Raw genomic sequence first — 25,813 nt, 5'->3', positions numbered from 1 at the left:
GGCTCCGGGGTTTGTGGCGGGTATCCAGGGCGCTGTCAATCCTGGGGTCAATGCGTGGCCTTGGGTCAATGCTCGGCTTTCTTACGCCGGGCGCTTGCCGCCAAAGGATGATGCGCCTCGACCAGCTCGGCCAGGCGCTTGCCGGCGACATGGGTGTAGATCTGCGTCGTCGCGATATCGGCATGGCCCAGCATCTTCTGCAGGCTCCTGAGGTCAGCACCGTGGTCGAGAAGATGGGTCGCGAAAGCGTGGCGCAGCACGTGGGGCGAAATGCGCTCCGGATCGATGTTCGCCTTAAGGGCGAGATCCTTCAGCAACTGCCCGAAGCGCTGGCGCGTAAGATGCCCTTCCTGGCCGCGCGAAGGGAAGAGATGCGGCGAAACCGCAGGCTTGCCATCGGGGCCTTTCGGCAGGAAGGCCTGGCGCTGCTCGAGATAGGCGGTGAGCGCGGCGCGGGCCGGTGCGTTCAAGGGCACCATGCGCTCCTTCGAGCCCTTGCCGCGCACGATCAGCACCGGCTGCTCGCGCAAGACCGCGGCCAGGGGCATGCCGACCAGCTCGGAGACGCGCAAGCCGCTGGCATAGGAAAGCTCGACCAGCGCCTTCAGCCGCGCGCCGCTCGGCCCGTCCAGGGCGGCGCAGACTTCGATGAGGCGCGCCATCTCGTCTTCGTCGAGCAGCTTCGGCAAGGGCCGGCCGAGCTTCGGCCCGTCGAGCGCGGCGGAAGGATCGTCGCCGCGCACTTCCTCGGCGACCAGGAATTTGAAGAACTGCCGCAGCGCCGAGAGTCGCCGCGCGCTGCTGCGTGCGGCAAAACCGCGCTTCTTCAGCGCCGCGAGGTAAGCCGAGAGATCCGCCGTGGCGGTGTCGCCGAGCGAGATCTTGCGCGACGCCATGAACGCGGCCGCATCTTCGAGATCGCGGCGATAGGCGGCTTCCGTGTTGGCGGCGGCGTTGCGTTCCGCGCTCAGCATCTCGAGGAAGCGTTCGATCAGCGTGTCGCTTGAGGGTGTTTCGGCCATTGTCAGAGGCCGATCAGCACCGCGGCCTGGAGCGCGATGTCATGCGCTTCCTTGCCGAGCCCGACCGAGTTCAACCCGCCGAGCGCCGCGGTCAGCGCCGCAGGATCGGTGGCGGCGAGCCGGTCGCCGCCGAAGGCGATCAGCGAGAGCAGCAAGGTCTCGCCGCGCCGCCCCGACATGGCGGCCTGGTTGATCTGCGCTGCGACGCTGCCGCTCTGGGTGATCGGCGTGTAGCCGGTCCAGCCGCCGATCTTCTGGCCGAGGCCGGCGAAGAGCGCGTAGACCTGCGCCGCCTTGTCCTGCCCGGCGCCGCTGGACGTCGCCCAGGCCGCGACCGGATCCTGGTCGCCGACGATGCCGCCCTTGCCGCGCGCCAGACGTCCCAGCAGGCGCAAGCCCGGCGCTTGGCGCGCGAGATCGGGATTGCCCGGCGCGGATTCCACCAGGTTCAGCCAGAAGGCGCCGCGATCGTCGTTGCCGGCGAGGAACATCAGCCGCGCCGCTTCCGGCGCGAACCAGGCGAGGTTGCGCGCCGGCTGCACCTGCTGCGCAAAGGGCGTGTAGAGCGCGACCTGCGTGAAGAAATCGCCGCGCAGCCGGCCGCGCTGCAAGCCCGCGCCGATCAGCCGCGCCCGCACGTCGGGTGTCGAAGCCGAAGCAGCGGCCTTGTAGAGGGCGGCGCGCGTCATCGGCGTATCGGCACCCGCCAGCGACGCCACCGGATCGCCGGTGGCTGCCGGCGCCTGTTGATAGAGCGCAATCAGCTCCTCGATCGGAACGAGGCCGGCGGCGAAGGCGCGTTCAGCGGCCTCGATGCGATTGGGCAGCGGCTGCGCGCCGTCGCGCGACGTGAGAACCGCGGCGGCGAGGCCGCTCGGCTTCGGCGCCACGGCCGCCGCCTTGGCCGGCGCGGGCAGTCCCGCGAGCTGCAGGGTCGCGACCAGCAGCGGATCGGCGCTGGCGATCTTCTTCACCGACTTCGGCTTCGCGTCCCCGGTCACCACCGAGGCGACCGCGACGAAGTTGCTGGTCGCCGCATCCTGGTTCGGCATCTCGCGCAGCAGGTCGAGGCCAAGCGAGGCCTGGTCGGTCTGCTGGCGCGCGAGCTGGCAGTAGATCAGCGCCTTTCGCCAGAACAGATCCGGCGTCGCCATCTTGGCAAGCTCGCCATCGACCGTGGCGCAAGCGGTGCCGGAATCGCCGGCGCCGAGCGCCTGCTCGACCGCCTGCTGCGGATCGGCCGGCGGCAGATTCGCCGCGGCGCTGGTCATGCCCATCGCCCGTTCGGAAAAACCCATGGCGTTCAGCCGATCGGCCTTGAAGGCCAGCAGCGGATCGGTGCCGGGGGCGGCGCCCGCCGGTGCCGCCGAACTGGTCAGCAATCGGAGTTGCAGATCGCGCGGCCCCGGCACGGTGACCGGCGCCGGCAATTGCGAGATCAACGACATCAGCCGCGAGGTTTCGGAGCCCAGCCAGAGATTGGGTCCGAGGTCGGTACCGATCGACGGCAGCGGCACGGCGGCGGTTGGCGGCGGCGAAGCCGCACCCGGCAAGGTCGCACCTGGCAGGGCCGCACCAGGCTCTTGCCCGGTCGCATCCGGCGGCGGGAGCGGCTGGACCTCGGTCGGCGCCGGCAGCGGCTGGGCATCGATCGAGGAGCCCGATCCGCCCGGCGGCGACGGATTGTTGGTGGACGGCGCGGAGGGTCCGAGCTCGGTCGGCGGGGACAAGGCCCAGGCGGTCTCGAAGGCGGCGCCGCTGGCGGCGGCCAACAGCGCGAGCGCGGCGAAGACGGCCGGTCTCAGAACGGCTGACCGCCGCGGGGCCTGGTCATTGCAGCGTGAGCCGGTCATTCGGGACCTGGACTTCCATCTTGGAAGTGGCCGGCGGCTGCTGATAGGTGCCGAGGAAGACCACCCCGCCCGCCAGCAGGACCACGACGATGACCACGACTCCGAGGATGATCCGATTCATGCCCAAGTTCTTGAAAAGAAATGCTTCATTTTGCCGGCGCGGGCCGGCTGCGGTGCCGGGTAACTTGCCATAGGGCTTGTTCTCTATGCTAGTCTCGTTTTCGATCACGCCCGGGTGAACGGGCCGGATCGGCGTTTCCAGCGAAGCTACGGCGGATACGGATGAGCAGAGTGAGTCCCGGCGGCAATCTCGACCGCACCATCGTCCTGGTCGGGCTGATGGGTGCCGGCAAGAGCTGCATCGGCAAGCGGCTGGCGCAGCATTTCGGGCTGCCCTTCGTCGATGCCGACCGCGAGATCGAAGCCGCCGCCGGCTGCAGCATCTCCGACATCTTCGAGGTGCATGGCGAGCAGGCCTTCCGCGACGGCGAGCGAAGGGTGATCGCGCGTCTCCTCAACAACCCGGTTCATGTCATGGCGACCGGCGGCGGCGCCTTCATGGACCCGCAGACCCGGGCGCTGATCAAGGACAAGTCGATCTCGATCTGGCTGCGCGCCGAGCTGGAGCAGCTCTTGAAGCGGGTCGGCCGCCGCAACGACCGGCCGCTGCTGAAGAATGTCGACCAGCGCGCCAAGCTGACCGAGCTCATGGACATCCGCTATCCGGTCTATGCCGAGGCCGATGTCACGGTCGACAGCGCCGATGGCCCGCCCGAGATGACCATGGACCGCGTGCTCGACGCGCTCGATGCCTATCTGCATTCGGACGCAGCGGAATGAGCGACCGACCTAAGATCGACCGGCTGAGCGTCGACCTCGGCAAGCGGAGCTACGAGATCCTGATCGGCCGCGGCCTGATCGCGGATGCGGGTTCGCTGATGCTGCCGCATCTGAAGCAGAAGCGCGTCGTCGCGGTCACCGACAGCAACGTGGCGCGGCACCATCTCGAGAGCCTGGAGCGTTCGGTCCAGGCCGCCGGCATCGCCATCGACAGCATCGTGCTGGAAGCCGGCGAGCAGACCAAGAGCTTCGCCGGGTTGGAGAGCCTGCTCACGCAGCTGCTGGAGCTCGGCATCGAGCGGCGTACCACTCTGGTGGCTTTGGGCGGCGGGGTCATCGGCGACCTGACCGGCTTTGCGGCAGCGGTCGCCTTGCGCGGCATCGACTTCGTGCAGATCCCGACCACTCTGCTGGCCCAGGTCGATTCCTCGGTCGGCGGCAAGACCGGCATCGACACGCCCCAGGGCAAGAACCTGGTCGGCGCCTTTCACCAGCCGCGCCTGGTCCTGGCCGACACCGCGACGCTCGACACCCTGCCGCGCCGCCAGATGCTGGCCGGCTATGCCGAGGTCGCGAAATACGGCCTGATCAACGATCCCGCCTTCTGGAGCTGGCTCGAGAGCAACGGCGTCGATGTGATCGAGCGCGCCGACGGACCCTTGCGCCACGCGGTGCTGGAGAGCTGCAAGAACAAGGCGCGCGTGGTCGCCGCCGACGAGCGTGAGCAGGATGCGCGCGCCCTGCTCAATCTCGGCCATACCTTCGGCCATGCGCTGGAAGCCGAATGCGGCTATTCCGACGAGCTGCTGCACGGCGAGGCGGTGGCGATCGGCTTGGTCATGGCCTTCGATCTTTCGGCCCGGCTGGGCCTTTGCTCGCTGGAAGACGCGGCGCGGGTGCAGCGGCATCTGGCCAGCGTCGGGCTGCCGACCTCGCCCAACTGGATCGACGGCCGCGACTGGCAGGCCGAGCGCCTGATCCGCCATATGGGCCGCGACAAGAAGGTGCAGGACGGGCGCATCGCCTTCGTTCTCGCGCACGGCATCGGCCGGGCCTTCTTCCCGGCCCATGCCGAGCTCGATGAAATTTCGGCCCTGCTCGAAACCGCCATCGCCGCCTGATCTGTTCTCAATGAATGGATGACGCCATGATTGTCTACGCCATCGGCCTGATATTGCTGCTGGTCTGCTCCGGATTCTTCTCCGGATCCGAGACCGCGGTCACGGCCGTCTCCCGCGCCCGCATGCAGGCCTTGATCAGCCAGGGCAACAAACGGGCGATGCGGGTAGCCAAGCTCCACGAGAAGATGGAGAAGGTGATCGCGACCGTACTGCTGGGCAACACCTTCGTCAACGCCGCGACCGCCGCGCTGATGACCGCGTTCCTGAGCGCCGAGTTCGGCGAGCGGGGCGCCATGCCGCTGATCGCCGCCGGCGTCGCCACCGCCTTTCTGTTCATCTTCGCCGAAGTGCTGCCGAAGACCTTCGCCATCAACAACGCCGATCGCTTCTCGCTGGCCGTGGCGCCCCTGGTGCAGTTCTTCGTCACGTTGACCTATCCCGTCACCCACGTGACGCAGCTGATCTGCAGCGGCTTCCTGCGTCTGTTCGGCCTGAAGATCGTCAACGAGCCCGGCGCCGCCGAGCGCATCGAGGAGCTCCGGGGCGCGATCGAGCTGCATGCCGGCTCGGCCGAGGAGATCCAGGATACCGGGCAGATGCTGCACTCGATCCTCGACCTCGACGACGTGCCGGTCTCCGACATCATGGTCCATCGCCGCAACATGACCATGCTGGACGCCGACCTGCCGGTCGAGGAGATCGTGAACCAGGCGCTGAGCAGCCCGCATACCCGCATCCCGGTCTATCGCGGCGACCCCGACAACATCGTCGGCGTGCTGCATGCCAAGGCTCTGCTGCGCGCGATGCATGCCAATCAGTGGAAGCTCGACGAGCTCGACGTGGTCGCGCTGGCCGGTAAGCCCTGGTTCATTCCCGACAGCACCGATCTGCTGGCCCAGCTCGAAGCCTTCCGGGCGCGCCACGAGCATTTCGCCATCGTGGTCGATGAATACGGCGCGCTGATGGGCATCGTCACCCTCGAGGACATCCTCGAGGAGATCGTCGGCGACATTTCCGACGAGCACGACATCAAGGTCAGCGGCGTCACCGCCGAGGCCGACGGGTCCTACGTGATGGACGGGACCGTGACCCTGCGCGACCTCAACCGCGAGTTCGGCTGGCAATTGCCGGACGAGCATGCCTCGACCATCGCCGGGCTGGTCATGTACGAGGCGCGGCGCATCCCTATGGTCGGGCAGGTCTTCGTCTTCTACGGCTTCCGCTTCGAGATCCTCGATCGCCGCCGCAACCAGATCACCCGGGTGAAGCTGACGCCGCCGGCCACCGAGCCTAAGGCGGAAGGCGCGACGGCGGACGCGACGCCGACCGCGGCGCCCGCATCCGCGCCGAACACGACCGTGACCGTGAAGATCCAGCCGAAGAAGTCCGGCGGCGGCGGCACGACCGGAGCCGCGGCGTGACGGAGGATTCCGCAGGGCTAGAGCTGCTGCACAAGCGCGACTTCGCTTTCGAGGGCTATCGGCGCGCCGACGGCCATTATGACATCGAAGGCCGGATGACCGACCGGAAGACCTATGCCTTTCCGAACGATTTTCGCGGCGAGATCCAGGCCGACGAGCCGCTGCACGACATGCGGATCCGCGTCACCCTCGACGAGGAGTTCCAGATCCTCGAGGTGAATGCCGAGACCGCCGCCGGGCCGTTCGAGATCTGCCCGGCGATCACGCCGGTCTTCGCGTCATTGAAGGGTGCCCGGATCGGCCGCGGCTGGAGCGCGCTGCTGAAGGAGAAGTTCGGCGGCGTGCAAGGCTGTACCCATCATGTCGAGCTGTTGCGCGCGCTGGCGACGGTGGCGTTCCAGACCATCTATGGCGAGCAGCAACGGCGGCGGCGCGCGCAACCCGCAACGGCGCCTGGCGACAGCAGCGGCGTCAGGAAGAAGCGGCCGGCCTTCATCGACACCTGTCACGCGCTCGCCGCGGACAGCGAGGTGGTGAAGCAGAGCTGGCCGGATTTCTATCAGCCGAAAGACTGATCGCTCAGCGCTTGGCCTTCGCTTTGCCGTGGCCGGCGGCACGATGGCCGGCCTCGGTCGAAGCATCGCGGAAGTAGTTCAGCAGGTGCACGCGGATCGCCGCCGTCATGCTGTAGCCGCCGCGCTTCTTCGCGACGCCGGTACAGAAGTCGTGCAGGTTCAACCCTTCGCGGGCGGCCGCTTCCTGCAGCGCATCCCACATCTCGGGTTCCATACGCAGACTGGTTCGCCTGCCCGCCACTGTCACGTTGCGGGCAATCATTGCCGCCTTCGGCCGTTTTGCCATTTTTCTTCCGACCCCGATTTCACCGGCCCTGGTCATCCCACCAGCGCCGACGCCGTCCCTACTCAAATCGAGTACGCTTATCGCTAGATGTTATTCAGTATTAAGTCAACCGGGTTGTAGAGTTTTTCGCTTCAATCCTAGTAAGTTAGGAAACATTGCCCCGGAGTTTGGCCCTGCCCAATTTCGGGTATTGTTCAGGCTTCCGCTTCGCCCGGCGCACTGGCCGAAATCGCCAAGGCATGCACCGGTCCGGCCAGTTCCTCCGAGAGTACCTGGTAGATCGCGCGCTGCCGTTCGACCCGGCTGCGGCCCAAGAACTGCGCGCTGCGGATCGCGACCCGAAAATGCGTCTCGCCGCTCTCGCGCCAGCCGGCGTGACCATGGTGCTGATTGGTCTGGTCCTCCACATCCAGCGCGTCGGGCGCAAAGGCCGCCTTCAGCTTGCTTTCGATCCGCGCCTTCACCGCACCACCCATATTCACACTCCCACGCGCCTGCCTGCCCAGGCGCAAACTTGTCCGGTCGGATATTGTCACCATATCTGCATGATCACGAGAGACAATCCCGACCTGGGGCTAATCACGGACGGCAGCGATGCAGGCGCGGCATGGGGCCTCAGCTTGCACCGGTGCGCCCCACTCCGCCATACTGGAACAATGGCCAAACGCTATCACATACCCGATCCGCCGCCGCAGTCGATGCGCTGCCACCATGCCGGATGTGAGGCCGAAGGGCTGTATCGCGCGCCGAAATCGCCGGACCAGTTGAACCAATATCTCTGGTTCTGCCTGGATCACGTACGCGAATACAACAAGTCCTGGGATTTCTACGCGGGCATGAACACCGATCAGATCGAGAAGCAAGTGCGCTTCGACACGGTCTGGCAGCGCCCGACCTGGCCGCTCGGCCAATGGGGCACCAGCGCCGCCGCACGCCGCTTCGCCGCCATGGACGAGACGGAATTCATGCCGGACGACGTGCGCGAGGCGGTCAACGCGCGCATGAACGCCGCGAAGAACCGCGCCGAGCAGGAGCGCCGCCGGCAAAAGCAGAGGGTCGCCAGCAAGGAAGAGGCGGCCTTGGCCGTGCTCGAGCTCTCGCCGCCGGTGACCTGGGCCGAGGTCCGCGCCCGCTACAAGTCGCTGGTGAAGCGGCTGCATCCCGATGCGAACGGCGGCGATACCAGTGCCGAAGAACAGCTGAAGCTGGTCAACCAGGCCTATGGCACCTTGAAGGCCGCCGCGGCCGAAGCATGACGAGCGCGACTTTGCGGCGCGCCCGCACCTCGGTTCTCGAAATCGCCTATGAAGAAAGCGGGCCGGCCGACGGCACGCCGGTCTTCCTGATGCACGGCTTTCCCGACGACGTGCGCACCTGGGATGGCGTCGCCGCGCCGCTGGCGGCGCTGGGCTATCGCGTCATCGTCCCCTACTTGCGCGGTTATGGGCCGACCCGGTTTCTCTCGCCGAACACGATGCGCTCGGGGCAGCAGGGTGCCATCGGCAGCGACTTGAAGGAGCTGATGGATGCGCTCGGCATCGATCGCGCCTTCCTCGCCGGCTACGATTGGGGCGGCCGCGCCGCCTGCGTCACCGCGGCGCTCTGGCCGGAGCGGGCCCGCGGCCTGGTCTCGGTCGGTGGCTACAACATCCAGAACATCGCCGGGAACGTGAAGCCGGAACCGGCCGACCAGGAATGGCGCTTCTGGTATCAGTGGTATTTCAACACCGCGCGCGGCGTCGCCGGCCTCGCCGCCAACCGCCACGACATCTGCCGGCTGCTCTGGAAGATGTGGTCGCCGAACTGGGCCTTCGACGACGCGACCTATGCCGCGACCGGCGCCGCCTTCGACAATCCCGACTATGTCGATATCGTCATCCACTCCTATCGCCACCGCTACCAGGCGGCGCCCAGCGATCCGGCTTACGAAGACATCGAGCGGCGCCTGGCCTTGAGCCCCAGGATCACGGTGCCGACGGTCGTGCTGCATGGCGCCGCGGACGAAGTGGATGTGCCCGAGACCTCCGCGCAGCACGCGCCCTATTTCACCGGCTTCTATCGCCGCGAGGTCGTGCCGGTCGCCGGCCACTTCTTTCCCCGCGAGGCGCCGCAGAAGATGGTCGACGCGGTCCTGGAGCTGGCGGCGAAGTCGAAATAGCGCCGCTCATCCGGCACCAAGGATGGCGGCGCGGCGCGCCAGGCTCTCCTTCGGCCATTCCTTCTTCATGTCGTAGTAGACGTCGAAGCTGCGGGCGCCCGGCGGCAGGACGACCCAGGGAGCCTTGGACCGCGTGAAGATATGCGCATCGGGGACGATGTTATGAGCCTGGTCGAGCGTTGAAACGCGGACGAAGACCATCACGCCGCGGCGGCCGTAATCGCTCCACAGCGCGGTCTGGCACTTGGCGCAGCGATAGATGTCGTGCGGCCGCCCGGATTCGGTCGGCATCGTTATGCGCAGCGGCTCCTGCGATCCGTCGTCGAGCTCGATGCAGCTCCGCTCGATCAGGGCATTGATGGCGAAGGCGCCGCCGGTCTGCTTCTGGCAGTCGCGGCAATGGCAGCAATTGACGAACATGGGCGGCCGCGTCAGCCGATAGCGGACCGCACCGCAGAAACATGATCCCGATAGGTTGGTCTCGGCCATGGGCCCCTCCGAAAAAGAATCGGCCCCGATGTCACATCCCGGGGTGCCTCGCTCGTCATGGTGTTTGTAGCAACATGGAGACGACCATGACACCGAAGCTTAATCCATTCGCCGCCGCGCCCGAATCGATGAAAAAGTGGCAGGCCGCGTCGATCGCCATTGCCGGCAGCCTGGACCCCGCGCTGGTCCACCTGGTGGAGATCCGCGCCTCGCAGATCAACGGCTGCGCCAACTGCCTCAACATGCACACGGTGTTCGCCCGCGAGAAGGGCGAGACCGAGCAGCGCATCAACCTGCTGCCGGCCTGGCGGGAAGCACCCTGCTACAGCGAACGCGAGCGGGCGGCATTGGCCTGGACCGAGGCGCTGACCAAGCTCTCGGAAGGCCATGCCCAGGAGAGCGCCTATGCAGCCTTGAAGGCGCAGTTCAGCGAGGAGGAGCAGGTCAAGCTCACGCTGATGATCAACATCATCAACGGCTGGAACCGCCTCGCGGTCGGCTTCGGGCTCTGGATCGAGCCCGAGGCGGTGAAGGCCAGCCTCAAGGCCGCCGCCGCATGACGCCGGCCCGTTCCGACGATGCCGATGCGACGGAGTTCGACGCGCTGCGGCCGAAGCTGCAGCGCGTCGCCTACCGCATGCTCGGCTCCGTCGCCGATGCCGAGGATATCCTGCAAGAGGCCTTCATCCGCTGGATGAAGGCCGACCGCGGCGCGGTGCTGGAGCCCGAGGCATTCCTGCGCCGGGTGGTGACGCGGCTCTGCCTCGACCAGATGAAATCCGCGCGGGCGCAGCGCGAGACCTATATCGGCCCCTGGCTGCCCGAACCTGTCGTCGAGGCGGAGGTGGAGGAAGACGTTACCTTGCCGCTGATGCTAGCCTTGGAGCGGCTTTCGCCGCGTGAGCGCGCCGCCTTCCTGCTGCACGACGTGTTCGGCCTCGGCTTCGAGGAAGTCGCGAAAACCGTCCAGCGCGATCCCGCGGCCTGCCGCCAGCTCGCCGCAAGGGCGCGCACCCATGTCCGCGAGGCCCGCCCGCGGTACCAGGTGGACAAGCAGCGCGGCATCGCGCTGGCCGAGGCCTTCTTCGCCGCCTCGCGCAGCGGCGACATGCAGGCCTTGGGCGCGATGCTGGCCGACGACATCGGCATCTATGCCGATGGCGGCGGCAAGCGTGCAGCGGCGCTCGCGCCGATCCTCGGTTTCGACGCGGTCATGAAAGTGCAGGAGCGCCTCGCCGCCTTGTTCCGGGAGAAGGGCTCGACATTGCTGCGCGCGGGATTCATCAACGGCCTGCCCGGCTTCGTCACGCGCGAGGCCGACGGCGAGTTGCAGACCACCGCGCTGGAGATCGAGGACGGCAAGATCGTCGCAATTTATGTGGTGCGAAACCCCGACAAGCTCCGGCACCTGCACTAAGGGCCGCGGCGGCTCAGGGCTGGACGATCGTGATCCGGTTGCCGGCGCTGCCGGCGTCCGGCTCATCCTTGCAGACGCCGGACCAGACGCGCACGCCCTGGCCGGCGCTCATCGCCGGCTGGTTCTGCCTATGGCTGCAGCCGGCGCCGTAGCCGGCGGCCGCGGCCTCGCTGCCCTCGATCGGCTGGCCCATCGTGGTCAAGCGGCGGATCACCAATTCGCCGCCGACCTGGCTGATGTTGATGATCGCCGGCCCGTCCGGCATGGTCGCCCGCACCACGTTGACGCTGTGCGACGAGAGACGCCCGCCGGTCATCGCCACCTGCACCAGGCCGCGATAGGTGTCCCCGAAGCCGGGCGTGCTGGAGTGGTAGTTCCCGGCGGCGATCATCCAGTCGCCCGACTTGTCGTGCAGGGCCGCGAGGAACAGCGCGCCATAGGCGACGTTCGACGCCGGGTCGAGCGCGGTCGCGAGGTCCGGGAACGCATTCGGGTGATGCCGCAGGCTGATCTGCATGCAGCCGACATCGATGTTGACGTCGCTCTCGGCCTTGTAGGCGGTGAGCGCGGTCAGTGCGGCTTCCTTGTCCGGGTAGTAATGGCCCGTGCCGCCGACATTGAGGGTCCAGGGCCAGGGCTTGGAAATATCGCCATAGGGGCTGCCGCTGGATTCGACGCGGGCGATCGCCTTCAAGAGACCGGCCGGCATGCCGTATTGAGTTTCCTGCAGGGCAATGGCGTCCAGGCAAAGGTCGCTGTCATCGGCCGAGGCCGGCGATGCCGCTGCGGCGGCGAACAGGGCGCCGCCGAAGATCAGGCCGATGATGGTCCGAGACCCCATTTCCCTCCAATGCCATGGCCGGGCCGGCTTGTCCAATCGTCCGCCCGGCCGGCAGCGCCGTCCGATCCGAATCCTCACACCGCTGCGAAATCAGGGGAATCGCTTTTCAGGCGATTGCCGTGTATGAAAGCCTACCGATTTCAGTCAAGGGGATTACACGTCATGAGATCGATCGCGCTCGCCACGGTGGCCGCACTGTCCGTGCTCCTGGTCGCCTGCGGCTCCTCCGGCAAGAAGGACGCGCCCGTCGCCCAGGTGGCGAGCGGCCAGAAGGTCGTCATCAAGAAGGGCGTCTGGGACGCCTTCATCAACTACAAGCACTGGCTGATGCCGAAGAGCTATTCCGGTCCGGTCGGCAACGGCTACTTCGCCGTCACCACCGACGGCAGCGGCTGGGGGCTGACCGGCTGCCCCGACACCTATTGCGAAGTGGGCTCGCTCACCCCGCAGGCGGCGATCAACGAATGCTCGACCCGCAACGGCGGCCGCGACTGCCTAGTCTTCGCGCACCAGGACAAGATCGTCGTTCCCTACGAGATCGCCCAATAGGCGTATCTCAGTAAGCGCGAGCTTCATCTACTGCATGCCGAGCTGGCGCGCCTGGGATGCGGAATCCCGGGCGCCCCAGCGGCGGCGGATCTTCCCGTCCCTCACCTCGAACCACTCGATCGCGACCAGTTCGTAGCTGCGGTCGGTCGGCGTCTGCCCGCGATACGGCCCGACGAAGGCGCCGCTCTCGCGGTAGCGCACTGCGACGACATCGCCTTCGCCGATCATGTCCTCGATCGCGAGCTTCAGCTGGAGCCCGTGGTGCAGGTCGTACCAGCCGGGCAGGACCTCGTCGAGCGAGCCCCAGCCCAATGCGCCGTAGATCACCGCATCCGGCGCGAACAGGCCGCGCAAACGGCCGAAATCGCCGGCGTTGAGGGCTTCGACATAACTCTGGATGACGGCCTTGCTGCCGCCGACGGGGGCGCGCGGAACGGGATCGCTCCAGACCGGATTGTCTCGATTGTCTCTAACCTGGGTGGCCATGACCGCCTCGCTCCTGTGGGGGGCTGAACGAGCCTGCTTGCGGTCCCAGTATGCTGCGCCGACCCTTACCAAATTCGCAACCCCGGCCTTCGGCCATCCCCCTAGTCAGCACAGGGCAAAGCCGTTAAAACGCTTGCCGGTTCAAGCGTTTGGCGGGTCGGCCGGATTCTGGGCGGACCTGTCCAAGTGCTTGAATTGGCTTGAACTTCCCCCCATTTCTGGTTTTTGGAATCCGCCCTGATGGCCCTGCAATCCTCCACCGCGAAGAACGGCTCGGCGTACGACAAGTCCACCTTGCCGGACATCACCATTTCCGTGCGTCAGCAGTTCGGCCTGGATTCCGACATGCAGGTTCCCGCCTTCAGCCAGCGCAGCGAGAACGTGCCCGACGTGGACGAGGCCTATCGCTTCGACCACGACACCACGATGGCGATCCTGGCGGGCTTCGCGCATAACCGGCGCGTGATGATCCAGGGCTATCACGGCACCGGCAAGTCGACCCATATCGAGCAGGTCGCGGCGCGCCTCAACTGGCCCTGCATTCGCATCAACCTCGACAGCCATATCAGCCGCATTGATCTCATCGGCAAGGATGCGATCGTGCTGAAGGACGGCAAGCAGGTGACCGAGTTCCGCGAAGGCCTGCTGCCCTGGGCCTTGCAGCACCCGACCGCGCTCGTCTTCGACGAATACGATGCCGGCCGCCCGGACGTGATGTTCGTGATCCAGCGCGTGCTCGAGGTCGAGGGCAAGCTGACGCTCCTCGATCAGAACAAGATCATCCGCCCGCACCCGGCCTTCCGCCTGTTCTCGACCGCGAACACGGTGGGCCTCGGCGACACCACCGGCCTCTATCACGGCACCCAGCAGATCAACCAAGGCCAGATGGACCGCTGGAACATCGTCTCGACCCTCAACTACCTGCCGCATGACGACGAGAGCAACATCGTCGTCGCCAAGTGCCCGCAATACGACACGGCCGAAGGCCGCAAGACCATCGACGCGATGGTGGCCTGCGCCGACCTCACCCGGGCCGGATTCATCAACGGCGACATCTCGACCGTGATGAGCCCCCGCACCGTGATCACCTGGGCCGATAATGCGCGGATCTTCAACGACGTCGGCTTCGCCTTCCGGGTCTCGTTCCTCAACAAGTGCGACGAGCTCGAACGGCCGGTGGTGGCGGAATACTACCAGCGCTGCTTCGGCACCGACCTGAAGGACAGCGCCGCCAAGGCCCAGCTCGCGCACTAGACGATGACGGGCAGCAAAAACCCGATCGACGAGTTCCGCCGCGTCACGGGTGCGGCGATCCGCGCGATCGGCGAGAAGAGCGACGTCCAGGTGAGCTTCGCGCCGGGTGCCGCCGGCGGCGGCCAGACCGGCCTCTTGGGCGGCGAGGCGCGGCTGACCGCGCCGTCGCGCCACATGCCGGCCAACGAAGTCGCCTGCACCCGCGGCGAGGCCGATGCCATCGCCCTGAAGCTGAAGCATCATAACGCCAAGACCCACGGTAAGGAGAGTCCGCGGACTCCGCTCGCGCGCGAGATCTTCAACGCGATCGAGACGGCGCGGGTGGAAGCGATCGGCTCGAAGCAGATGGCCGGCGTGCAGCAGAACCTGACCGCCCAGCTCGAGGAGCACTGCCGGCAGAAGGGCTATGCCCGGATCAACGCCAAGCAGGAGAACAACCTCGCCGAGGTGATGCGCCTGCTGGTGCGCGAGGCGGTGACCGGCCAGGCCGTCCCTTCGACCGCGAAGTCGATGGTCGATGCCTGGCGGAGCGAGCTCACCACCCAGGTGCGCGAGGATATCGGCCAGCTTTCCGACGTCATCGGCAACCAGCGCGCCTTCGCCAAGGCGACCCGGCGGCTGCTGCAGGATATGCAGCTCGAGGACATGCAGGAGGACGCGGAATCGGATTCCGACGAGGAATCCGAGGACCAGGACGACAACCAGCAGCAGCCCGACGACCAGCAGTCCAAGGGCGGCGAGAAGGACAAGTCGGAATCCAGCGTCGAGATGGAAGCGGACGCCGCGCAGGCCGAGGCGACCGAGGCCGAAGAGGCCGACGACACCGAGGATTCCGACATGGACATGGAGGCCGGCGAGGAGCAGCCCGGCCGTCCGTCGAAGCGCCACGAGCCGGACTTCAACCGCGGCCGCAACGAGCCCGCCTACAAGGCCTTCACCACCCAGTTCGACGAGGTGATCGACGCGGCCGAGCTCTGCGACGCCGACGAGCTGACGCGGCTTCGCCATATGCTGGACCAGCAGCTCAGCCACCTGCAGGCGGTCGTCGCCAAGCTCGCCAACCGGCTGCAGCGGCGGCTGCTCGCCAAGCAGAACCGCTCCTGGAATTTCAATCTCGAGGAAGGCCTCCTGGATGCGGCGCGGCTGCCGCGGGTCATCGTCAACCCGGAGCTGCCGCTCTCCTACAAGCAGGAGAGCGATACCGAGTTCCGGGACACCGTGGTCTCCTTGCTGATCGACAATTCCGGCTCGATGCGCGGCCGGCCGATCACCGTGGCGGCGATGACCGGCGATATTCTCGCGCGCACGCTCGAACGCTGCGGCGTCAAGGTGGAGATCCTCGGCTTCACCACGCGGATGTGGAAGGGCGGCCAGTCGCGCGAGCATTGGATCGCCGGCGGCAAGCCGAGCAACCCCGGCCGGCTCAACGATCTTCGCCACATCGTCTACAAGTCGGCCGACGCGCCCTGGCGGCGCGCGCGCAAGAATCTCGGGCTGATGCTGCGCGAAGGGATTCTCAAAGAGAATATCGACGGCGAAGCCTTGCTCTGGGCCCATAACCGGCTGATCGGCCGGCCGGAGCAGCGCAAGATCATGATGGTGATCTCGGACGGCGCGCCGGTCGATGACTCGACGCTCTCGGTCAATCCGGGGAATTACCTCGAGCATCACCTGCGGCAGGTGATCGACTGGATCGAGCTGCGCTCACCCGTGGAGCTGATCGCGATCGGCATCGGGCATGACGTCACCCGCTACTACCGGCGCGCGGTCACCCTGGTCGATGTCGAGCAGCTGGGCGGTACCGTGCTGGAGCAGCTTGCCGCCCTGTTCGAAGAAGACTCCGCGCCGGCGCAGCGTCGCTTCGCCGCCGCCGGACAGCGCTAGACTTTCAGATCAGCAGCCGTGGCCAGGCTGGGCGCTGCTCGAACCGAAACCGGTCGTACCGATGCAGGGCGACTTCGGGTCGTCGAACTTGCCGGTGCCCGTGCTCGGCGGTGCCAGCTTCAGCGGCTCGTAGTCATAGCTCGAGCTCCCACTGCCGCTGCGCGCCGAACTGCCGTTGGTGCCGCCTTGCGGACCGACGGCGCCCGGCCGGCTCGGGCTCGACGGCTTGCCGACGCCGCCGGCGGCCGAGGTCGGTGCGCCGACGCCATCGGCCAGCGCCAAGGGCGCCGCAATGCCGAGCAGCCCGATCGCGACGACCGCAACGATCGCCAGCTTGGTCTTGGTCTGGATGTTCTTCGCTTCGCGCATGGCGAGGACCCTCGCTGTCCGATCGACCATAGATGGGCAGCCGGCGCGACACCCTCAAGTCACGTTCCCGCGCGGATTGCCGCAGCGCCGCCCAGATACTAGAACGAACCAATTACACGCTTGGATGCGGGGAATCATCATGTCGGACTTGGAATCCTTTGCGATCAACCTCGCCTGGTGGAACGGCGTGGTCGAGACCCATGTCAATTCGTCGGACTACCTGACCCAGGCCTTCCGCCAGGGCGGCGACACGCTGCACCCGATTGAAGCCGAGGAAATCGGCGACATCCGCGGCAAGTCCCTGGTCCATCTGCAATGTCACTTCGGGCTCGACACCCTCTCGCTCGCCCGGCGCGGCGCCAAGGTCACCGGGCTCGACTTCGCCCCCAATGCCGTCGCGGCAGCGCAGGCACTCGCCGCCGAGGCGAAGATCGACGCGCGTTTCGTGCAAAGCAACGTCTACGACGCCGTCGCAGCGCTGGGTGACACCTACGACATCGCCTTCGTCACCTGGGGCGCCATCGTCTGGCTGCCCGACCTCCACCGCTGGGCGCGCGTGGTGGCCGAGGTGCTGAAGCCCGGCGGCGTCCTCTATCTGCTGGAAGGGCATCCGATGGCGCTCAGCCTCGAGCAGAAGAAGGCCGAGGACCCGCTGGTCCCGGGCTGGCCCTATTTCGAACATCACGAGCCGCAGGTGGTCGACGAGGAGGGCACCTACGCCAACAAGCAGGCCAAGCTCGCGCATACCCGGACCCATGAATGGGCGCATCCCTTCCGGCAGATCCTCGGCGCACTGCTCGAGGCCGGCCTGGCGATCGAGATGTTCCACGAGCATGACCGGATCGCCTGGCAGCTCTGGCCCTGCCTGGAATACGACGGCGACCGGATGTACCGGCTGCCCAAGGACCGCCTGCCGCTGCCGCTCAGCTTCTCCCTGCGGGCTCGGAAACCGGCCTGAGCAACAATCTTGCGGCGGCGTCGTGGGATTTGCTTGCAGGGTCAATGAGTTGATCGCCACTTGACCAAGCTCACACAATCGTGTACGGTCTTGCCGACCTCAGGAGTGGCGAGAGAGAATCCGCCTAGAAGACGGCATCGCCCCAGGACAGGCGCCTTACCTTCTTGTAGCGATCGCCGCTGCGGCGGGTGACCAGCACGGAACCGGCCGCGCCATTCTGCTCGCAGAGCTTGAGTTCGACCTTGCCGCTGCCGGCGCGCGGCGGGCCGATGACGCGGGAAGCCGGCAACGTCGCCGAGTTTCGCGCGACGGCGAGATAGCTGAACTTCTCATCCTCCCACGGAACTTCGGCGCCCTTGGCCTGCAGATGGGCGCGGCTGCGGGCGACGCGGCGGGAGAAGTGGCACCAGTCGGGCGCAATGAGCGGACAGGCCTGCGCATGCGGGCAGGGCGCCACCATCTGCGCGCCCTGCTGCAGCAGCAGATCGCGCACATCGAGGATGCGCCGGTAACCGGCGGGCGTGCCGGGTTCGACGATCAGCAGCGTGTCGGCGGTCAAGGACCAGAGCTGCCGAACGAGCGCCGCGCGTTGCGGATCATCGAGCTCATCCAGCACATAGGCCAGCGTCACCAGATCGTTGGCGCCGGAGGCCGGCGCGGCTTCGCGCCAATCGATCGCGGCGACGCCGCTCTGCGGCGCGAATTCCGCACCGAACTTGCGCATCGCCGGGCTGGTCTCGATCAGCACTGCGGCTTGGAGATCGGGCCAGCAATCATGGGCGGCCCAGAGCGCCGTGCCGGGGCCGGCGCCGAAGTCGAGCAGCTGGCGCGGCGAGAAGTCCGGACGCACGGCGGCGACCGCATCCATCGCCGCGCGGATCGCCGCATAGGTCGCGGGCAAGCGGGCCGCGAGATAGGCCCGCGCGGCCATGCCGTCACCGACATGCAGCCGGCCGTCGCGCAGCTCGGCGCGATAGCGCTGGGACAGGCGGTCCGATGCGGCAGCGAGGTCGCGTGCGGCGACGCCTTCGAGCGCCGCATCGACCGCCTGGCGCAGGGCGCGCGGCAGCTCCATGGTTCAGCGGCTGGCTTCGATCATCATCTCGGCGATCTCGGCCGCATGCATCGCCGGGCCGCGATCGCCGAACAGCTGGCCGGTGACGAAGACGCCTTCGATCAGCAGCAGCAGGCCGTCGGCCAGCACCGGCGGGCGCTTCGCACCCATGCCCTTCGCCATCTCGGTCAGGCGCGCACGCAGACGCTGCTTGTGATTCTCGGCGACCAGGCGCGCCGGATGATCGGCGGTCGGGTATTCGACCGCCGCGTTGCTCAGCCCGCAGCCGCGATAGTCGGGACGCTGCGCACGCTCGCCGAGGCCGCGGATGTAATCGAGGATCTGCGCCTTGGGATCGTTCGGATGCTTTTCCGCCGAGTGGTTGAAGCGGGCCCAGAACTCGCCGTCATAGTCGCGCAGGTAAGCGGCGGCGAGTTCATCCTTCGAGGTGAAGCTGCGATAGAGGCTGGGCTTGGTGACGCCGGCCTTGGCGACGATCTCATCGACGCCGACCGCGCGGATCCCCTCGCGGTAGAACAGCTCCCGCGCCGTCTTGCGGATCCGGTCGGCGGCGAGTACCGGCCGGGCGGATTCCTTAGTTGAACTTTTCCTAGCCAAATCAGCAGCCTAAAACATCAGTTGACACTCGTACGGACCGGTACGTATATAGGCGCTCCCTTGGATACGTACCGGTTAGTTACATGAACAAGATAATGCGTCGCGCGCCGTTTGGGAAGAACTATGCGTTCGTGGTGGTGGGCGTGGTCTTCCTTGCCCTGCTGGTCGCCGCCGGGCAGCGCGGCGCGCCGAGCGTTCTCATTCAGCCGCTGGAAAAAGCTTTCGGCTGGGATCGCGCGACGATCTCCTTCTCGGCCAGCCTCGGCATCTTGTGCTACGGGCTGATGGGGCCTTTCGCCGCGGCGCTGATGCAGCGCTTCGGCATCCGCCGCGTCGTCACCATTGCCTTGGCGCTGATGTCGCTCTCGGTCGGCGCCAGCTATTTCATGACCGAGGCCTGGCAGTTGATCCTGCTCTGGGGCCTGTTGTCCGGCGTCGCTTCGGGCAGTGTCGCGCTGGTGCTGGCGGCGACCATCGTCGCGCGCTGGTTCACCACGCATCGCGGCTTGATCATGGGCATCATGACGGCGAGCACGGCGAGCGGCACGCTGGTCTTCATCCCCGGCCTGGCCTGGCTCCAGGAACAGGGCGGCTGGCAGCCGCTGGTGCTCGCGGTCGCCGCCAGCACCGCGCTGATGATCCCGGTCGTCTATCTGCTGCTGCCGGAATGGCCGTCGGACCTGGGGCTCCGCCGCTATGGCGCAACCCCGGAAGAAGCCGACCCGGCGCCGGACCGGCGCAACCTGGTGGCGCTCTCGCTGGGCACCCTGGTGCGCGCCATGAAGACCCGCGCCTTCTGGTATCTGTTCGCCACCTTCTTCGTCTGCGGCTTCACCACCAACGGCCTGGTCGGCACGCATCTCATCGCCTTCTGCGGCGATCGCGGCATCATCGAGGTGCAGGCGGCAGGCCTGATGGTGACCATGGGCATCTTCGACCTGATCGGCACCACCGCTTCGGGCTGGCTCACCGATCGCTTCGACCCGCGGAAGCTGCTGTTCATGTATTACGGCTTGCGCGGCCTCTCGCTGATCTACCTGCCCTATTCCGATTTCGGCTTCTATGAGCTGGCGATCTTCGCGGTCTTCTACGGGCTCGACTGGATCGCGACCGTGCCGCCGACCCTGAAGCTGATCCAGGAGAATTTCGGCACCGCCGATTCCCCGATCATCTTCGGCTGGGTCGCCGCCGGCCACCAGATCGGCGCCGCGGCGGCGGCGGCCTTCGCCGGCTGGATGCATTCCTGGCAGGGCAACTACATCCAGGCCTTCGTCATCGCCGGCTTCACCGGCCTGGTGGCGGCGGTGATCTCGCTGCTGATCGCGCGACCGGGCCAGGATGCGGCGCAGCTCAAGCCGGCGGTGGCGTGAGGCACCTTGGTTCGTCGACGCCGAAGCCAGTCTGGGGCACCCCCACCCCAACCCTCCCCCGAAGACGGGTGAGGGAGAAGGCAGGCGCGGTGCACTCCTCCCCCGTCTTCGGGGGAGGTTGGGTGGGGGTGCGACTGAAGATTCCTGCTTGCTACCCGATATTCCGCTTCAGGAAGTCGATCGTCCGGTCCCAGGCGATGCGCGCGTCTTCCTTGTCGTAGTTCTGGCCGGTGGGATTCGCGAAGGCGTGGTTGGCGTCGTAGCTGTAGATGTCGTGCGGCTTGTTCGCTTCCTTCATGTTCCCGCCGAAGGCCTTGACCATCTCCGGGTTGATGAACGTGTCCTGCTTGCCGAACTGGCCGAGCACCGGACCTTTGAGCTTGCGGAGATCCGCCGCCGGCTTGTCGACCCGGCCGTAATAGATCACCGTCGCATCGACCGGATGGGCGATCGAGGCATTCAGCGACCAGCCGCCCCCGAAGCAGAAGCCCAGGGTCGCGACCTTCCCGTTCACCTCTTTCATGGCGTAGAGATAATCGATCCAGGTGTTGGTGGTCTCGGTCGCCTCTTCGTCCTTGACGGCACCCATCGCCGCCTTCGCGCCGTCGGGATCGGTTGCGACCTTGCCGTCATAGAGATCGATGGCGAGACCGACGAAGCCGTTGGCGGCGAGTTCGGACGCGACCGCCTTGATCTGGTCGTTCAAGCCCCACCATTCGTGGATGATCATCACGCCGCCGGCCGGTGTCGTCGCCGGCAGTGCCAAAGCCGCGGAGACCGAGCGCCCGCTCGGCGTCTTCACGGTGACGGTCTCCAAGCCGGCGGCGGCCTGCGCCACGCGGACCGGATCGGCGAGCAAGGCGGCGAGCGAGAGTCCGGCAAAGCCGGTCAGCACTTCGCGGCGGCCAGGGGAACGGAGATAGGCTTTGAGCTCGGTCATCGGGGCCTCCTGGTTTTCGGATAATCGGGGGAAGGAAGGATCGGAGAGAAGAGAAGCATTATCGCCAGCGCGCGCCGGCGCAAAAGACCCGCCGTGCCCCTTGCCGCTTTTGTGATCCGACCTCTGGCCCCGACTCGGACGGCTCGACTATGCTGCGTCCCCTTGAGTCGCACCATCGTGGGAGCTTGTCGATGCGCCTGACCCTGCAACGCGGCACGGCATGGATTGCCGTGATCGCCGCTTTGGGTGCGGGCCTGACAAGCACCGCGCCTCTCGCCACCGCCGGCGAGGACGAGGCCCGCAAGTTCATGCAGGCCGGCGAATACGAGAAGGCGATCCAGGAATTGCAGCCTCTGGCCGACCAGGGCAGCCCGACCGCCGAATACCTGCTGGGCGAGATCTATTTCGGCGGCCATGGCGGCGACATGCAGCAGTCGCTGAAATGGATGACCGCCTCGGCCGAGCAGGGCTATGCCCAGGCCCAGGCGCGGCTCGGCATCATCTACGCCAAGGGGCTGGGCGTGCCGGTCAACAACATCGAGGCCTATCGCTGGTTCTCGCTCGCCGCCCAGGGCGCCGATCCCAAGTCCCAGCTGAAGACCCTCTCCGAAGCCAACCGCGACGTCATCGCCAAGCGCCTGTCACCAGCCGAGCGGCAGCAGGCCGAAGGCATGGTCCAGTCCTGGCGCGCGGCGGGCACGCCGCTGATCGCGGCACCGGCGCAGAGCGAAGGCGTGATCGGCAAGGTCGGCGAGGTCATTCCCGGCATCCGCATCCAGCTGGCGGCGGTGAAGAATGCCGACGAGGCGACTCCCGAATGGAGCCGGCTGCAGAAGGCCCTGGGCATGCAGCTCGACGGCCTGGTGCTGACCGTGGAATCGGTCGATCTCGGCACCAAGGGAGTCTATCACCGCATCCAGGCCGGACCCTTCGCCGATAAGGCCGCCGCCGCGGCCAAGTGCGAGGTCATCAAGCAGATGAAGCACGACTGCCTGGTCGTGGTGCGGAAGTAACAGCGTGCGGCGCGGCTGGAGCTGGCTGCTCTATCCGGCTGCAGTACTCGGCCTCGCGGTGATGGTCGGCGCGACGGCGTTGTCGGTGCTGGCCCGCGCCTACAACACGCCTGCCGGCAGCATGCTGCCCAACCTTCTGGTCGGCGACCACTTCTGGGCCTGGCGGGACTATTACCGGGAGCATCCGCCGGAACGCGGCGAGATCGCCATCTTCCAGACGCCGCGCGGCGACGACTTCGTCAAACGGGTGATCGGCCTGCCCGGCGACACCATCGAGATGAAGGCGGGACGGCTCTGGATCAACGGCGCCGAAGTCGAGCGCAAGCCCGAAGGTACGGCCACGGACGAGACCTTCGGGGAAATGATGCGATATCGCGAGACCTTGCCCGGCGGCGTCAGTTACCTGATCCTGGAGAAGGACGACGCCTCTTTCCTGGACCAGGTCGGTCCCTTCCAGGTGCCCGCGGATGCCTATTTCATGATGGGCGACAACCGGGACAATTCCAACGACAGCCGCATGCCGGAAATGGGCAGCGTGCCGCGGGAGCGCTTCGTAGCCCGGCCCTTCCTGATCTACTTTTCCCCGGCGCTCAAGCGGGTCGGCAGCCGGATCAACTGATCGGCGTGACCGGCATCACCGACCGGTCGGATCACCGTCGCGGCCGGGCCTCATTCCGCTGTAATACTTGAACCGGACTTGCGGAGCAGGCGTCTAGGGCAGGTCAAGCGAATGGCTTCGAGATCTGCAAGTTCGGCTCTGCATGTTGGGGGACGGAATCATGGGTAAGCTCAGGCAGGCTTTGCGCGCCGATCTCCAATCGGAGCGCGAGGAGCGGAAATTCGGCAGCGGCTGGATCAGCGGGGTTCTGGCGCTCGCCTGTTCCCTGGCCGGCCTGATCACCGTGCTCTGCATCCGCTATCCGAACCTCCTCACCACGCCGATGCTGCGCGAGCAGCTCGATGTCGGGCTGGTGCGGCTTGCGCTGCACGTCGTGCTGATCTTGGGATTCCTGCTGGCGGTGCTGAACCTCGCCTTGCGCCGGCAGAAGATCATGGGCTTCACCGCGGTGACCGGGATCCTGATCGCCACCCTGCTCGGCGGATCCAAGGCGGAGACCAGCGACGTGCTGGATACCGGAGTCTATTTCGGGCTCGACTGGTTCCTGATGAACCTCGCCTTCCTCGGCATCATCTTTATTCCGCTGGAGCGGATCTTCGGTCGGTTGAAGGAGCAGTCGATCTTCCGCCAGGACTGGCGTGCGGATCTCTTTTATTTCCTGGTCAACTCGCTGCTGGTGCAGTCGCTGACCTATCTCTCGCTGAAGCCGGCGCTGACCGTGGTCGCCAACACGCAATGGACCGAGCTGCGCGCGCTGATGGCGAGCCAGCCGGTCTGGCTGCAGTTCCTCGAGATCATGTTCCTGACCGATCTTGTGCAATACTGGGTGCACCGGTTGTTCCACCAGATCCCCTTCCTGTGGAAGTTCCACGCGGTGCATCACTCGGCCCAGGCGATGGACTGGATGGCGGGCTCGCGCATGCATCTCTTCGAGATCGTGGCTTTGCGCGGCTTCACCGTCATCCCGATGTATGCCCTGGGTTTCGAGGAGACGGCGCTCAAGGCCTATATCCTCTACGTCTTCCTCCATTCCACCTTGCTGCATGCCAATGTGCGCTTCGACTTCGGCCCGCTGAAGCATGTGATCGCGACGCCGCAATTCCACCATTGGCACCACGGCATCGAGAAGGAAGCGATCGACGTCAATTTCGCGGTCCATTTCCCGCTGCTCGACAAGGTCTTCGGCACCCATCACCTGCCGGGCAAGAACTGGCCCTCGGGCTATGGCGTCGGCGGCCATCCGGTGCCGGACGGCTACTGGAACCAGTTCATGTATCCGCTGAAAACCTCATAATCGTCATGCCCGCGCCTGACCCGGGCATCTCTCTCCACTTGAAACCAGATCCCCGGGTCAAGCCCGGGGATGACGATTGCTTTACAGCATTGTGAGCGGCGAGAGGTGTCTCCCGCGCGGAATCTACCGGATTGATCTTGTCTGCCGCAGTGCAACACTGCATTCTCCCTCGCATTGCGGGTGGAGTATCGGATGGTCAGCACGGTTGCGGCAGAGAAGCAGGGGCCCTTGCCCAAGGCGACGGCGGCCCCGTCGCGCACTGCCTGGATCGACATGGCCCGCGGCATGGCCGAGGTCTCGGTCGTCACCTTCCACATCCTGCAGGCGATGAACAATGCCGGGCTGACGCCCAAGGGTCTGTTCGATTTCTGGACCCCGGTCGGCGACATGATCCGCATGCCGCTGATGATGTTCGTCGCCGGCCTGTTCGTCGAATACTCGCTCCGGAAAGGGCCGAAGGCCTATTTCACCGGCAAGACCCAGCGCGTGGTCTGGCCCTACATCGTCTGGGCCCATGTCTATTCGATCTACTGGTATGTGAAGCCCTCGGCATTCGACAGCCGCAGCCTGAACGACGTGCTGCTGACGATCATCGTGCCGGGCTCGCATCTCTGGTTCCTGCAGTCGCTGTTCATCTACTATGTCGCGGTCTATTTCCTGCTGAAGCGCGGGTTGAAGACCACCTTCGCGATCTCGATCCTGGCCCTGGCGATCATTCCCTTCTTCGACCCGGAGGAGATCCGGCGCCTGCCCTATCTCTTCCTGTTCTTCCTGTTCGGCATCGGCTTCAACCGGATCCTGCGGGCGAAAGGATTTCCGTTCGGGACGGTGATGGGCTGCGTGCTGATCGCGCTGGCGATCGCGGTGCCGGTGCTGATCACCGACGCGCTCGGCTTCTCGAAATACCAGCTGGTCGCGATCCCGGCCTCGATCATCGGCGTGCTCGCCTGCCTGCAGATCTCACGCTTCCTGGTGCATGTGCCGGGGGTGAACTGGGTCTTGAACCTGTTCGGCAAGTTCTCGCTGGAGATCTACTGCGCGCATGTCGTGTTCTCGTCGCTGACGCGGCAGGTCCTGGTCCGGGTGTTCGGCTGGGACAGTTTCTGGCCGATCTTCCTCGCCTGCACCGCGGCGGGCTTGTTCCTGCCGATCGTGATGGCGCTGGTGCTGCGGCGCTTCGGCCTCGATGTGTTCTTCGAATGGCCGAAGCACCTCTTCCGCCGCGAGAAGCCGGTCGAGGCGCAGAACTTCTGAGCTAGGTAGTGGACTCATAAATACCGGGTCCAGAGGCGGGTTGAGGCGAGAGCGACGGCTGCGAGGAAGTTCCTGGCGAGCTTGTCGAAGCGAGTGGCGATGCGCCTGAAGTGTTTGAGCTTGCAGAA

29 protein-coding genes and 1 pseudogene are annotated in these 25,813 nt (G+C 66.3%); 17 read left to right on the top strand and 13 right to left on the bottom strand.

The window, feature by feature from the left end:
* Positions 1 to 65: 65 nt before the first annotated feature.
* Genes xerD through ACH2CY_RS04995 form a run of 3 tightly spaced genes read right to left on the bottom strand, consistent with a single transcriptional unit; the run spans position 66 to position 2,996 of the window.
* Complete coding sequence (gene xerD / locus ACH2CY_RS05005) at positions 66 to 1,022, bottom strand: site-specific tyrosine recombinase XerD (RefSeq protein ID WP_395016628.1); 957 nt, start codon at positions 1,020 to 1,022, stop codon at positions 66 to 68.
* A 2-nt stretch (positions 1,023 to 1,024) separates the two neighbouring features.
* On the bottom strand, positions 1,025 to 2,875 hold the full coding sequence (locus tag ACH2CY_RS05000) for a hypothetical protein (RefSeq protein WP_395016625.1): 1,851 nt from the start codon (positions 2,873 to 2,875) through the stop codon (positions 1,025 to 1,027).
* Complete coding sequence (locus ACH2CY_RS04995; RefSeq protein ID WP_395016623.1) at positions 2,853 to 2,996, bottom strand: hypothetical protein; 144 nt, start codon at positions 2,994 to 2,996, stop codon at positions 2,853 to 2,855. Before ACH2CY_RS04995 ends, ACH2CY_RS05000 begins: the two co-directional genes overlap by 23 nt.
* A 161-nt stretch (positions 2,997 to 3,157) precedes the next feature.
* On the opposite strand from ACH2CY_RS04995, the gene ACH2CY_RS04990 reads away from it, so the two are divergent.
* Genes ACH2CY_RS04990 through ACH2CY_RS04975 form a run of 4 tightly spaced genes read left to right on the top strand, consistent with a single transcriptional unit; the run spans position 3,158 to position 6,832 of the window.
* Positions 3,158 to 3,715 (top strand): shikimate kinase, encoded by a 558-nt coding sequence (locus tag ACH2CY_RS04990; protein WP_395016619.1) that lies wholly within the window; start codon positions 3,158 to 3,160, stop codon positions 3,713 to 3,715.
* A complete protein-coding gene (gene aroB / locus ACH2CY_RS04985; protein WP_395016616.1) occupies positions 3,712 to 4,836 on the top strand; it encodes a 3-dehydroquinate synthase in 1,125 nt (374 codons plus the stop codon). The genes ACH2CY_RS04990 and aroB overlap by 4 nt, the downstream gene beginning before the upstream one ends.
* Positions 4,837 to 4,862: 26 nt before the next feature.
* Positions 4,863 to 6,257 carry an HlyC/CorC family transporter gene (locus tag ACH2CY_RS04980; RefSeq protein ID WP_395016615.1) on the top strand — a complete coding sequence of 465 codons (1,395 nt, stop codon included), beginning with the start codon at positions 4,863 to 4,865 and terminating at the stop codon, positions 6,255 to 6,257.
* Positions 6,254 to 6,832 carry a DUF2889 domain-containing protein gene (locus tag ACH2CY_RS04975; RefSeq protein ID WP_395016614.1) on the top strand — a complete coding sequence of 193 codons (579 nt, stop codon included), beginning with the start codon at positions 6,254 to 6,256 and terminating at the stop codon, positions 6,830 to 6,832. The genes ACH2CY_RS04980 and ACH2CY_RS04975 overlap by 4 nt, the downstream gene beginning before the upstream one ends.
* 4 nt (positions 6,833 to 6,836) lie before the next feature.
* Here the strand turns inward: ACH2CY_RS04975 and ACH2CY_RS04970 are convergent, their stop codons facing one another.
* Positions 6,837 to 7,094 (bottom strand): ribbon-helix-helix domain-containing protein, encoded by a 258-nt coding sequence (locus ACH2CY_RS04970; RefSeq protein WP_395017149.1) that lies wholly within the window; start codon positions 7,092 to 7,094, stop codon positions 6,837 to 6,839.
* Between the two features lie 218 nt (positions 7,095 to 7,312).
* Entirely contained in the window at positions 7,313 to 7,594 is a 282-nt protein-coding gene (locus tag ACH2CY_RS04965) for a BolA family protein (protein ID WP_395016612.1), read from the bottom strand.
* A 180-nt stretch (positions 7,595 to 7,774) separates the two neighbouring features.
* Here ACH2CY_RS04965 and ACH2CY_RS04960 point away from each other — a divergent pair, with 180 nt between their 5' ends.
* Both ACH2CY_RS04960 and ACH2CY_RS04955 read left to right on the top strand, forming a co-directional pair.
* Positions 7,775 to 8,374 (top strand): J domain-containing protein, encoded by a 600-nt coding sequence (locus ACH2CY_RS04960; protein ID WP_395016609.1) that lies wholly within the window; start codon positions 7,775 to 7,777, stop codon positions 8,372 to 8,374.
* Positions 8,371 to 9,276, top strand: coding sequence for an alpha/beta fold hydrolase (locus ACH2CY_RS04955; protein WP_395016608.1), 906 nt, complete (start codon positions 8,371 to 8,373; stop codon positions 9,274 to 9,276). The genes ACH2CY_RS04960 and ACH2CY_RS04955 overlap by 4 nt, the downstream gene beginning before the upstream one ends.
* A 6-nt stretch (positions 9,277 to 9,282) precedes the next feature.
* On the opposite strand, the gene ACH2CY_RS04950 is transcribed toward ACH2CY_RS04955, so the two are convergent.
* On the bottom strand, positions 9,283 to 9,765 hold the full coding sequence (locus ACH2CY_RS04950) for a GFA family protein (RefSeq protein WP_395016606.1): 483 nt from the start codon (positions 9,763 to 9,765) through the stop codon (positions 9,283 to 9,285).
* An 86-nt stretch (positions 9,766 to 9,851) separates the two neighbouring features.
* Here ACH2CY_RS04950 and ACH2CY_RS04945 point away from each other — a divergent pair, with 86 nt between their 5' ends.
* Both ACH2CY_RS04945 and ACH2CY_RS04940 read left to right on the top strand, forming a co-directional pair.
* A complete protein-coding gene (locus tag ACH2CY_RS04945; RefSeq protein WP_395016605.1) occupies positions 9,852 to 10,325 on the top strand; it encodes a carboxymuconolactone decarboxylase family protein in 474 nt (157 codons plus the stop codon).
* Entirely contained in the window at positions 10,322 to 11,182 is an 861-nt protein-coding gene (locus ACH2CY_RS04940) for a sigma-70 family RNA polymerase sigma factor (RefSeq protein ID WP_395016602.1), read from the top strand. The genes ACH2CY_RS04945 and ACH2CY_RS04940 overlap by 4 nt, the downstream gene beginning before the upstream one ends.
* Positions 11,183 to 11,195: 13 nt before the next feature.
* Here the strand turns inward: ACH2CY_RS04940 and ACH2CY_RS04935 are convergent, their stop codons facing one another.
* Positions 11,196 to 12,023 carry a transglycosylase SLT domain-containing protein gene (locus ACH2CY_RS04935; protein ID WP_395016599.1) on the bottom strand — a complete coding sequence of 276 codons (828 nt, stop codon included), beginning with the start codon at positions 12,021 to 12,023 and terminating at the stop codon, positions 11,196 to 11,198.
* Between the two features lie 162 nt (positions 12,024 to 12,185).
* Between ACH2CY_RS04935 and ACH2CY_RS04930 the strand changes: the two genes are divergently transcribed.
* Positions 12,186 to 12,572, top strand: coding sequence for a hypothetical protein (locus ACH2CY_RS04930; RefSeq protein WP_395016597.1), 387 nt, complete (start codon positions 12,186 to 12,188; stop codon positions 12,570 to 12,572).
* 27 nt (positions 12,573 to 12,599) lie between these two features.
* On the opposite strand, the gene ACH2CY_RS04925 is transcribed toward ACH2CY_RS04930, so the two are convergent.
* The gene (locus tag ACH2CY_RS04925) at positions 12,600 to 13,058 is read right to left on the bottom strand and encodes an ester cyclase (protein WP_395016594.1); all 459 of its coding nucleotides are present in this window, start codon (positions 13,056 to 13,058) and stop codon (positions 12,600 to 12,602) included.
* A gap of 240 nt (positions 13,059 to 13,298) precedes the next feature.
* Here ACH2CY_RS04925 and cobS point away from each other — a divergent pair, with 240 nt between their 5' ends.
* Complete coding sequence (gene cobS, locus ACH2CY_RS04920) at positions 13,299 to 14,312, top strand: cobaltochelatase subunit CobS (protein ID WP_395016592.1); 1,014 nt, start codon at positions 13,299 to 13,301, stop codon at positions 14,310 to 14,312.
* Between the two features lie 3 nt (positions 14,313 to 14,315).
* Positions 14,316 to 16,196, top strand: coding sequence for a cobaltochelatase subunit CobT (cobT, locus tag ACH2CY_RS04915; protein WP_395016591.1), 1,881 nt, complete (start codon positions 14,316 to 14,318; stop codon positions 16,194 to 16,196).
* Positions 16,197 to 16,205: 9 nt separating this feature from the next.
* On the opposite strand, the gene ACH2CY_RS04910 is transcribed toward cobT, so the two are convergent.
* A complete protein-coding gene (locus ACH2CY_RS04910) occupies positions 16,206 to 16,565 on the bottom strand; it encodes a hypothetical protein (RefSeq protein ID WP_395016588.1) in 360 nt (119 codons plus the stop codon).
* Between the two features lie 139 nt (positions 16,566 to 16,704).
* Here ACH2CY_RS04910 and ACH2CY_RS04905 point away from each other — a divergent pair, with 139 nt between their 5' ends.
* A complete protein-coding gene (locus tag ACH2CY_RS04905) occupies positions 16,705 to 17,523 on the top strand; it encodes a class I SAM-dependent methyltransferase (protein WP_395016587.1) in 819 nt (272 codons plus the stop codon).
* A 124-nt stretch (positions 17,524 to 17,647) separates the two neighbouring features.
* Here ACH2CY_RS04905 and ACH2CY_RS04900 read toward each other — a convergent pair whose 3' ends face one another.
* Both ACH2CY_RS04900 and ACH2CY_RS04895 read right to left on the bottom strand, forming a co-directional pair.
* The gene (locus tag ACH2CY_RS04900; RefSeq protein WP_395016584.1) at positions 17,648 to 18,598 is read right to left on the bottom strand and encodes a small ribosomal subunit Rsm22 family protein; all 951 of its coding nucleotides are present in this window, start codon (positions 18,596 to 18,598) and stop codon (positions 17,648 to 17,650) included.
* Between the two features lie 3 nt (positions 18,599 to 18,601).
* The gene (locus tag ACH2CY_RS04895) at positions 18,602 to 19,195 is read right to left on the bottom strand and encodes a TetR/AcrR family transcriptional regulator (protein WP_395016582.1); all 594 of its coding nucleotides are present in this window, start codon (positions 19,193 to 19,195) and stop codon (positions 18,602 to 18,604) included.
* Between the two features lie 83 nt (positions 19,196 to 19,278).
* Between ACH2CY_RS04895 and ACH2CY_RS04890 the strand changes: the two genes are divergently transcribed.
* Positions 19,279 to 20,565 carry an MFS transporter gene (locus ACH2CY_RS04890; protein WP_395016579.1) on the top strand — a complete coding sequence of 429 codons (1,287 nt, stop codon included), beginning with the start codon at positions 19,279 to 19,281 and terminating at the stop codon, positions 20,563 to 20,565.
* Between the two features lie 151 nt (positions 20,566 to 20,716).
* Here ACH2CY_RS04890 and ACH2CY_RS04885 read toward each other — a convergent pair whose 3' ends face one another.
* Complete coding sequence (locus ACH2CY_RS04885) at positions 20,717 to 21,505, bottom strand: dienelactone hydrolase family protein (RefSeq protein ID WP_395016577.1); 789 nt, start codon at positions 21,503 to 21,505, stop codon at positions 20,717 to 20,719.
* A 191-nt stretch (positions 21,506 to 21,696) separates the two neighbouring features.
* Between ACH2CY_RS04885 and ACH2CY_RS04880 the strand changes: the two genes are divergently transcribed.
* The 4 genes from ACH2CY_RS04880 to ACH2CY_RS04865 all read left to right on the top strand — a co-directional run bounded on the left by ACH2CY_RS04880 (position 21,697) and on the right by ACH2CY_RS04865 (position 25,685).
* Entirely contained in the window at positions 21,697 to 22,518 is an 822-nt protein-coding gene (locus tag ACH2CY_RS04880; protein WP_395016575.1) for a tetratricopeptide repeat protein, read from the top strand.
* Between the two features lie 4 nt (positions 22,519 to 22,522).
* Positions 22,523 to 23,137 (top strand): signal peptidase I, encoded by a 615-nt coding sequence (gene lepB / locus ACH2CY_RS04875; RefSeq protein ID WP_395016572.1) that lies wholly within the window; start codon positions 22,523 to 22,525, stop codon positions 23,135 to 23,137.
* A gap of 160 nt (positions 23,138 to 23,297) precedes the next feature.
* Positions 23,298 to 24,431, top strand: a complete 1,134-nt coding sequence (locus ACH2CY_RS04870; RefSeq protein WP_395016570.1) for a sterol desaturase family protein — start codon at positions 23,298 to 23,300, stop codon at positions 24,429 to 24,431.
* A gap of 192 nt (positions 24,432 to 24,623) precedes the next feature.
* Positions 24,624 to 25,685, top strand: a complete 1,062-nt coding sequence (locus tag ACH2CY_RS04865; RefSeq protein ID WP_395016568.1) for an acyltransferase family protein — start codon at positions 24,624 to 24,626, stop codon at positions 25,683 to 25,685.
* Positions 25,686 to 25,699: 14 nt separating this feature from the next.
* Here ACH2CY_RS04865 and ACH2CY_RS04860 read toward each other — a convergent pair.
* Positions 25,700 to 25,813 (bottom strand): annotated as a pseudogene (locus ACH2CY_RS04860) (IS5/IS1182 family transposase); the annotation flags it as partial.

The sequence above is a fragment of the Dongia sp. genome (assembly GCF_041905885.1).
Lineage (GTDB): Bacteria > Pseudomonadota > Alphaproteobacteria > Dongiales > Dongiaceae > Dongia.
The sequence above is the reverse complement of the archived record's forward strand: the minus strand, read 5'-3'. Positions and strand labels throughout refer to the sequence as shown.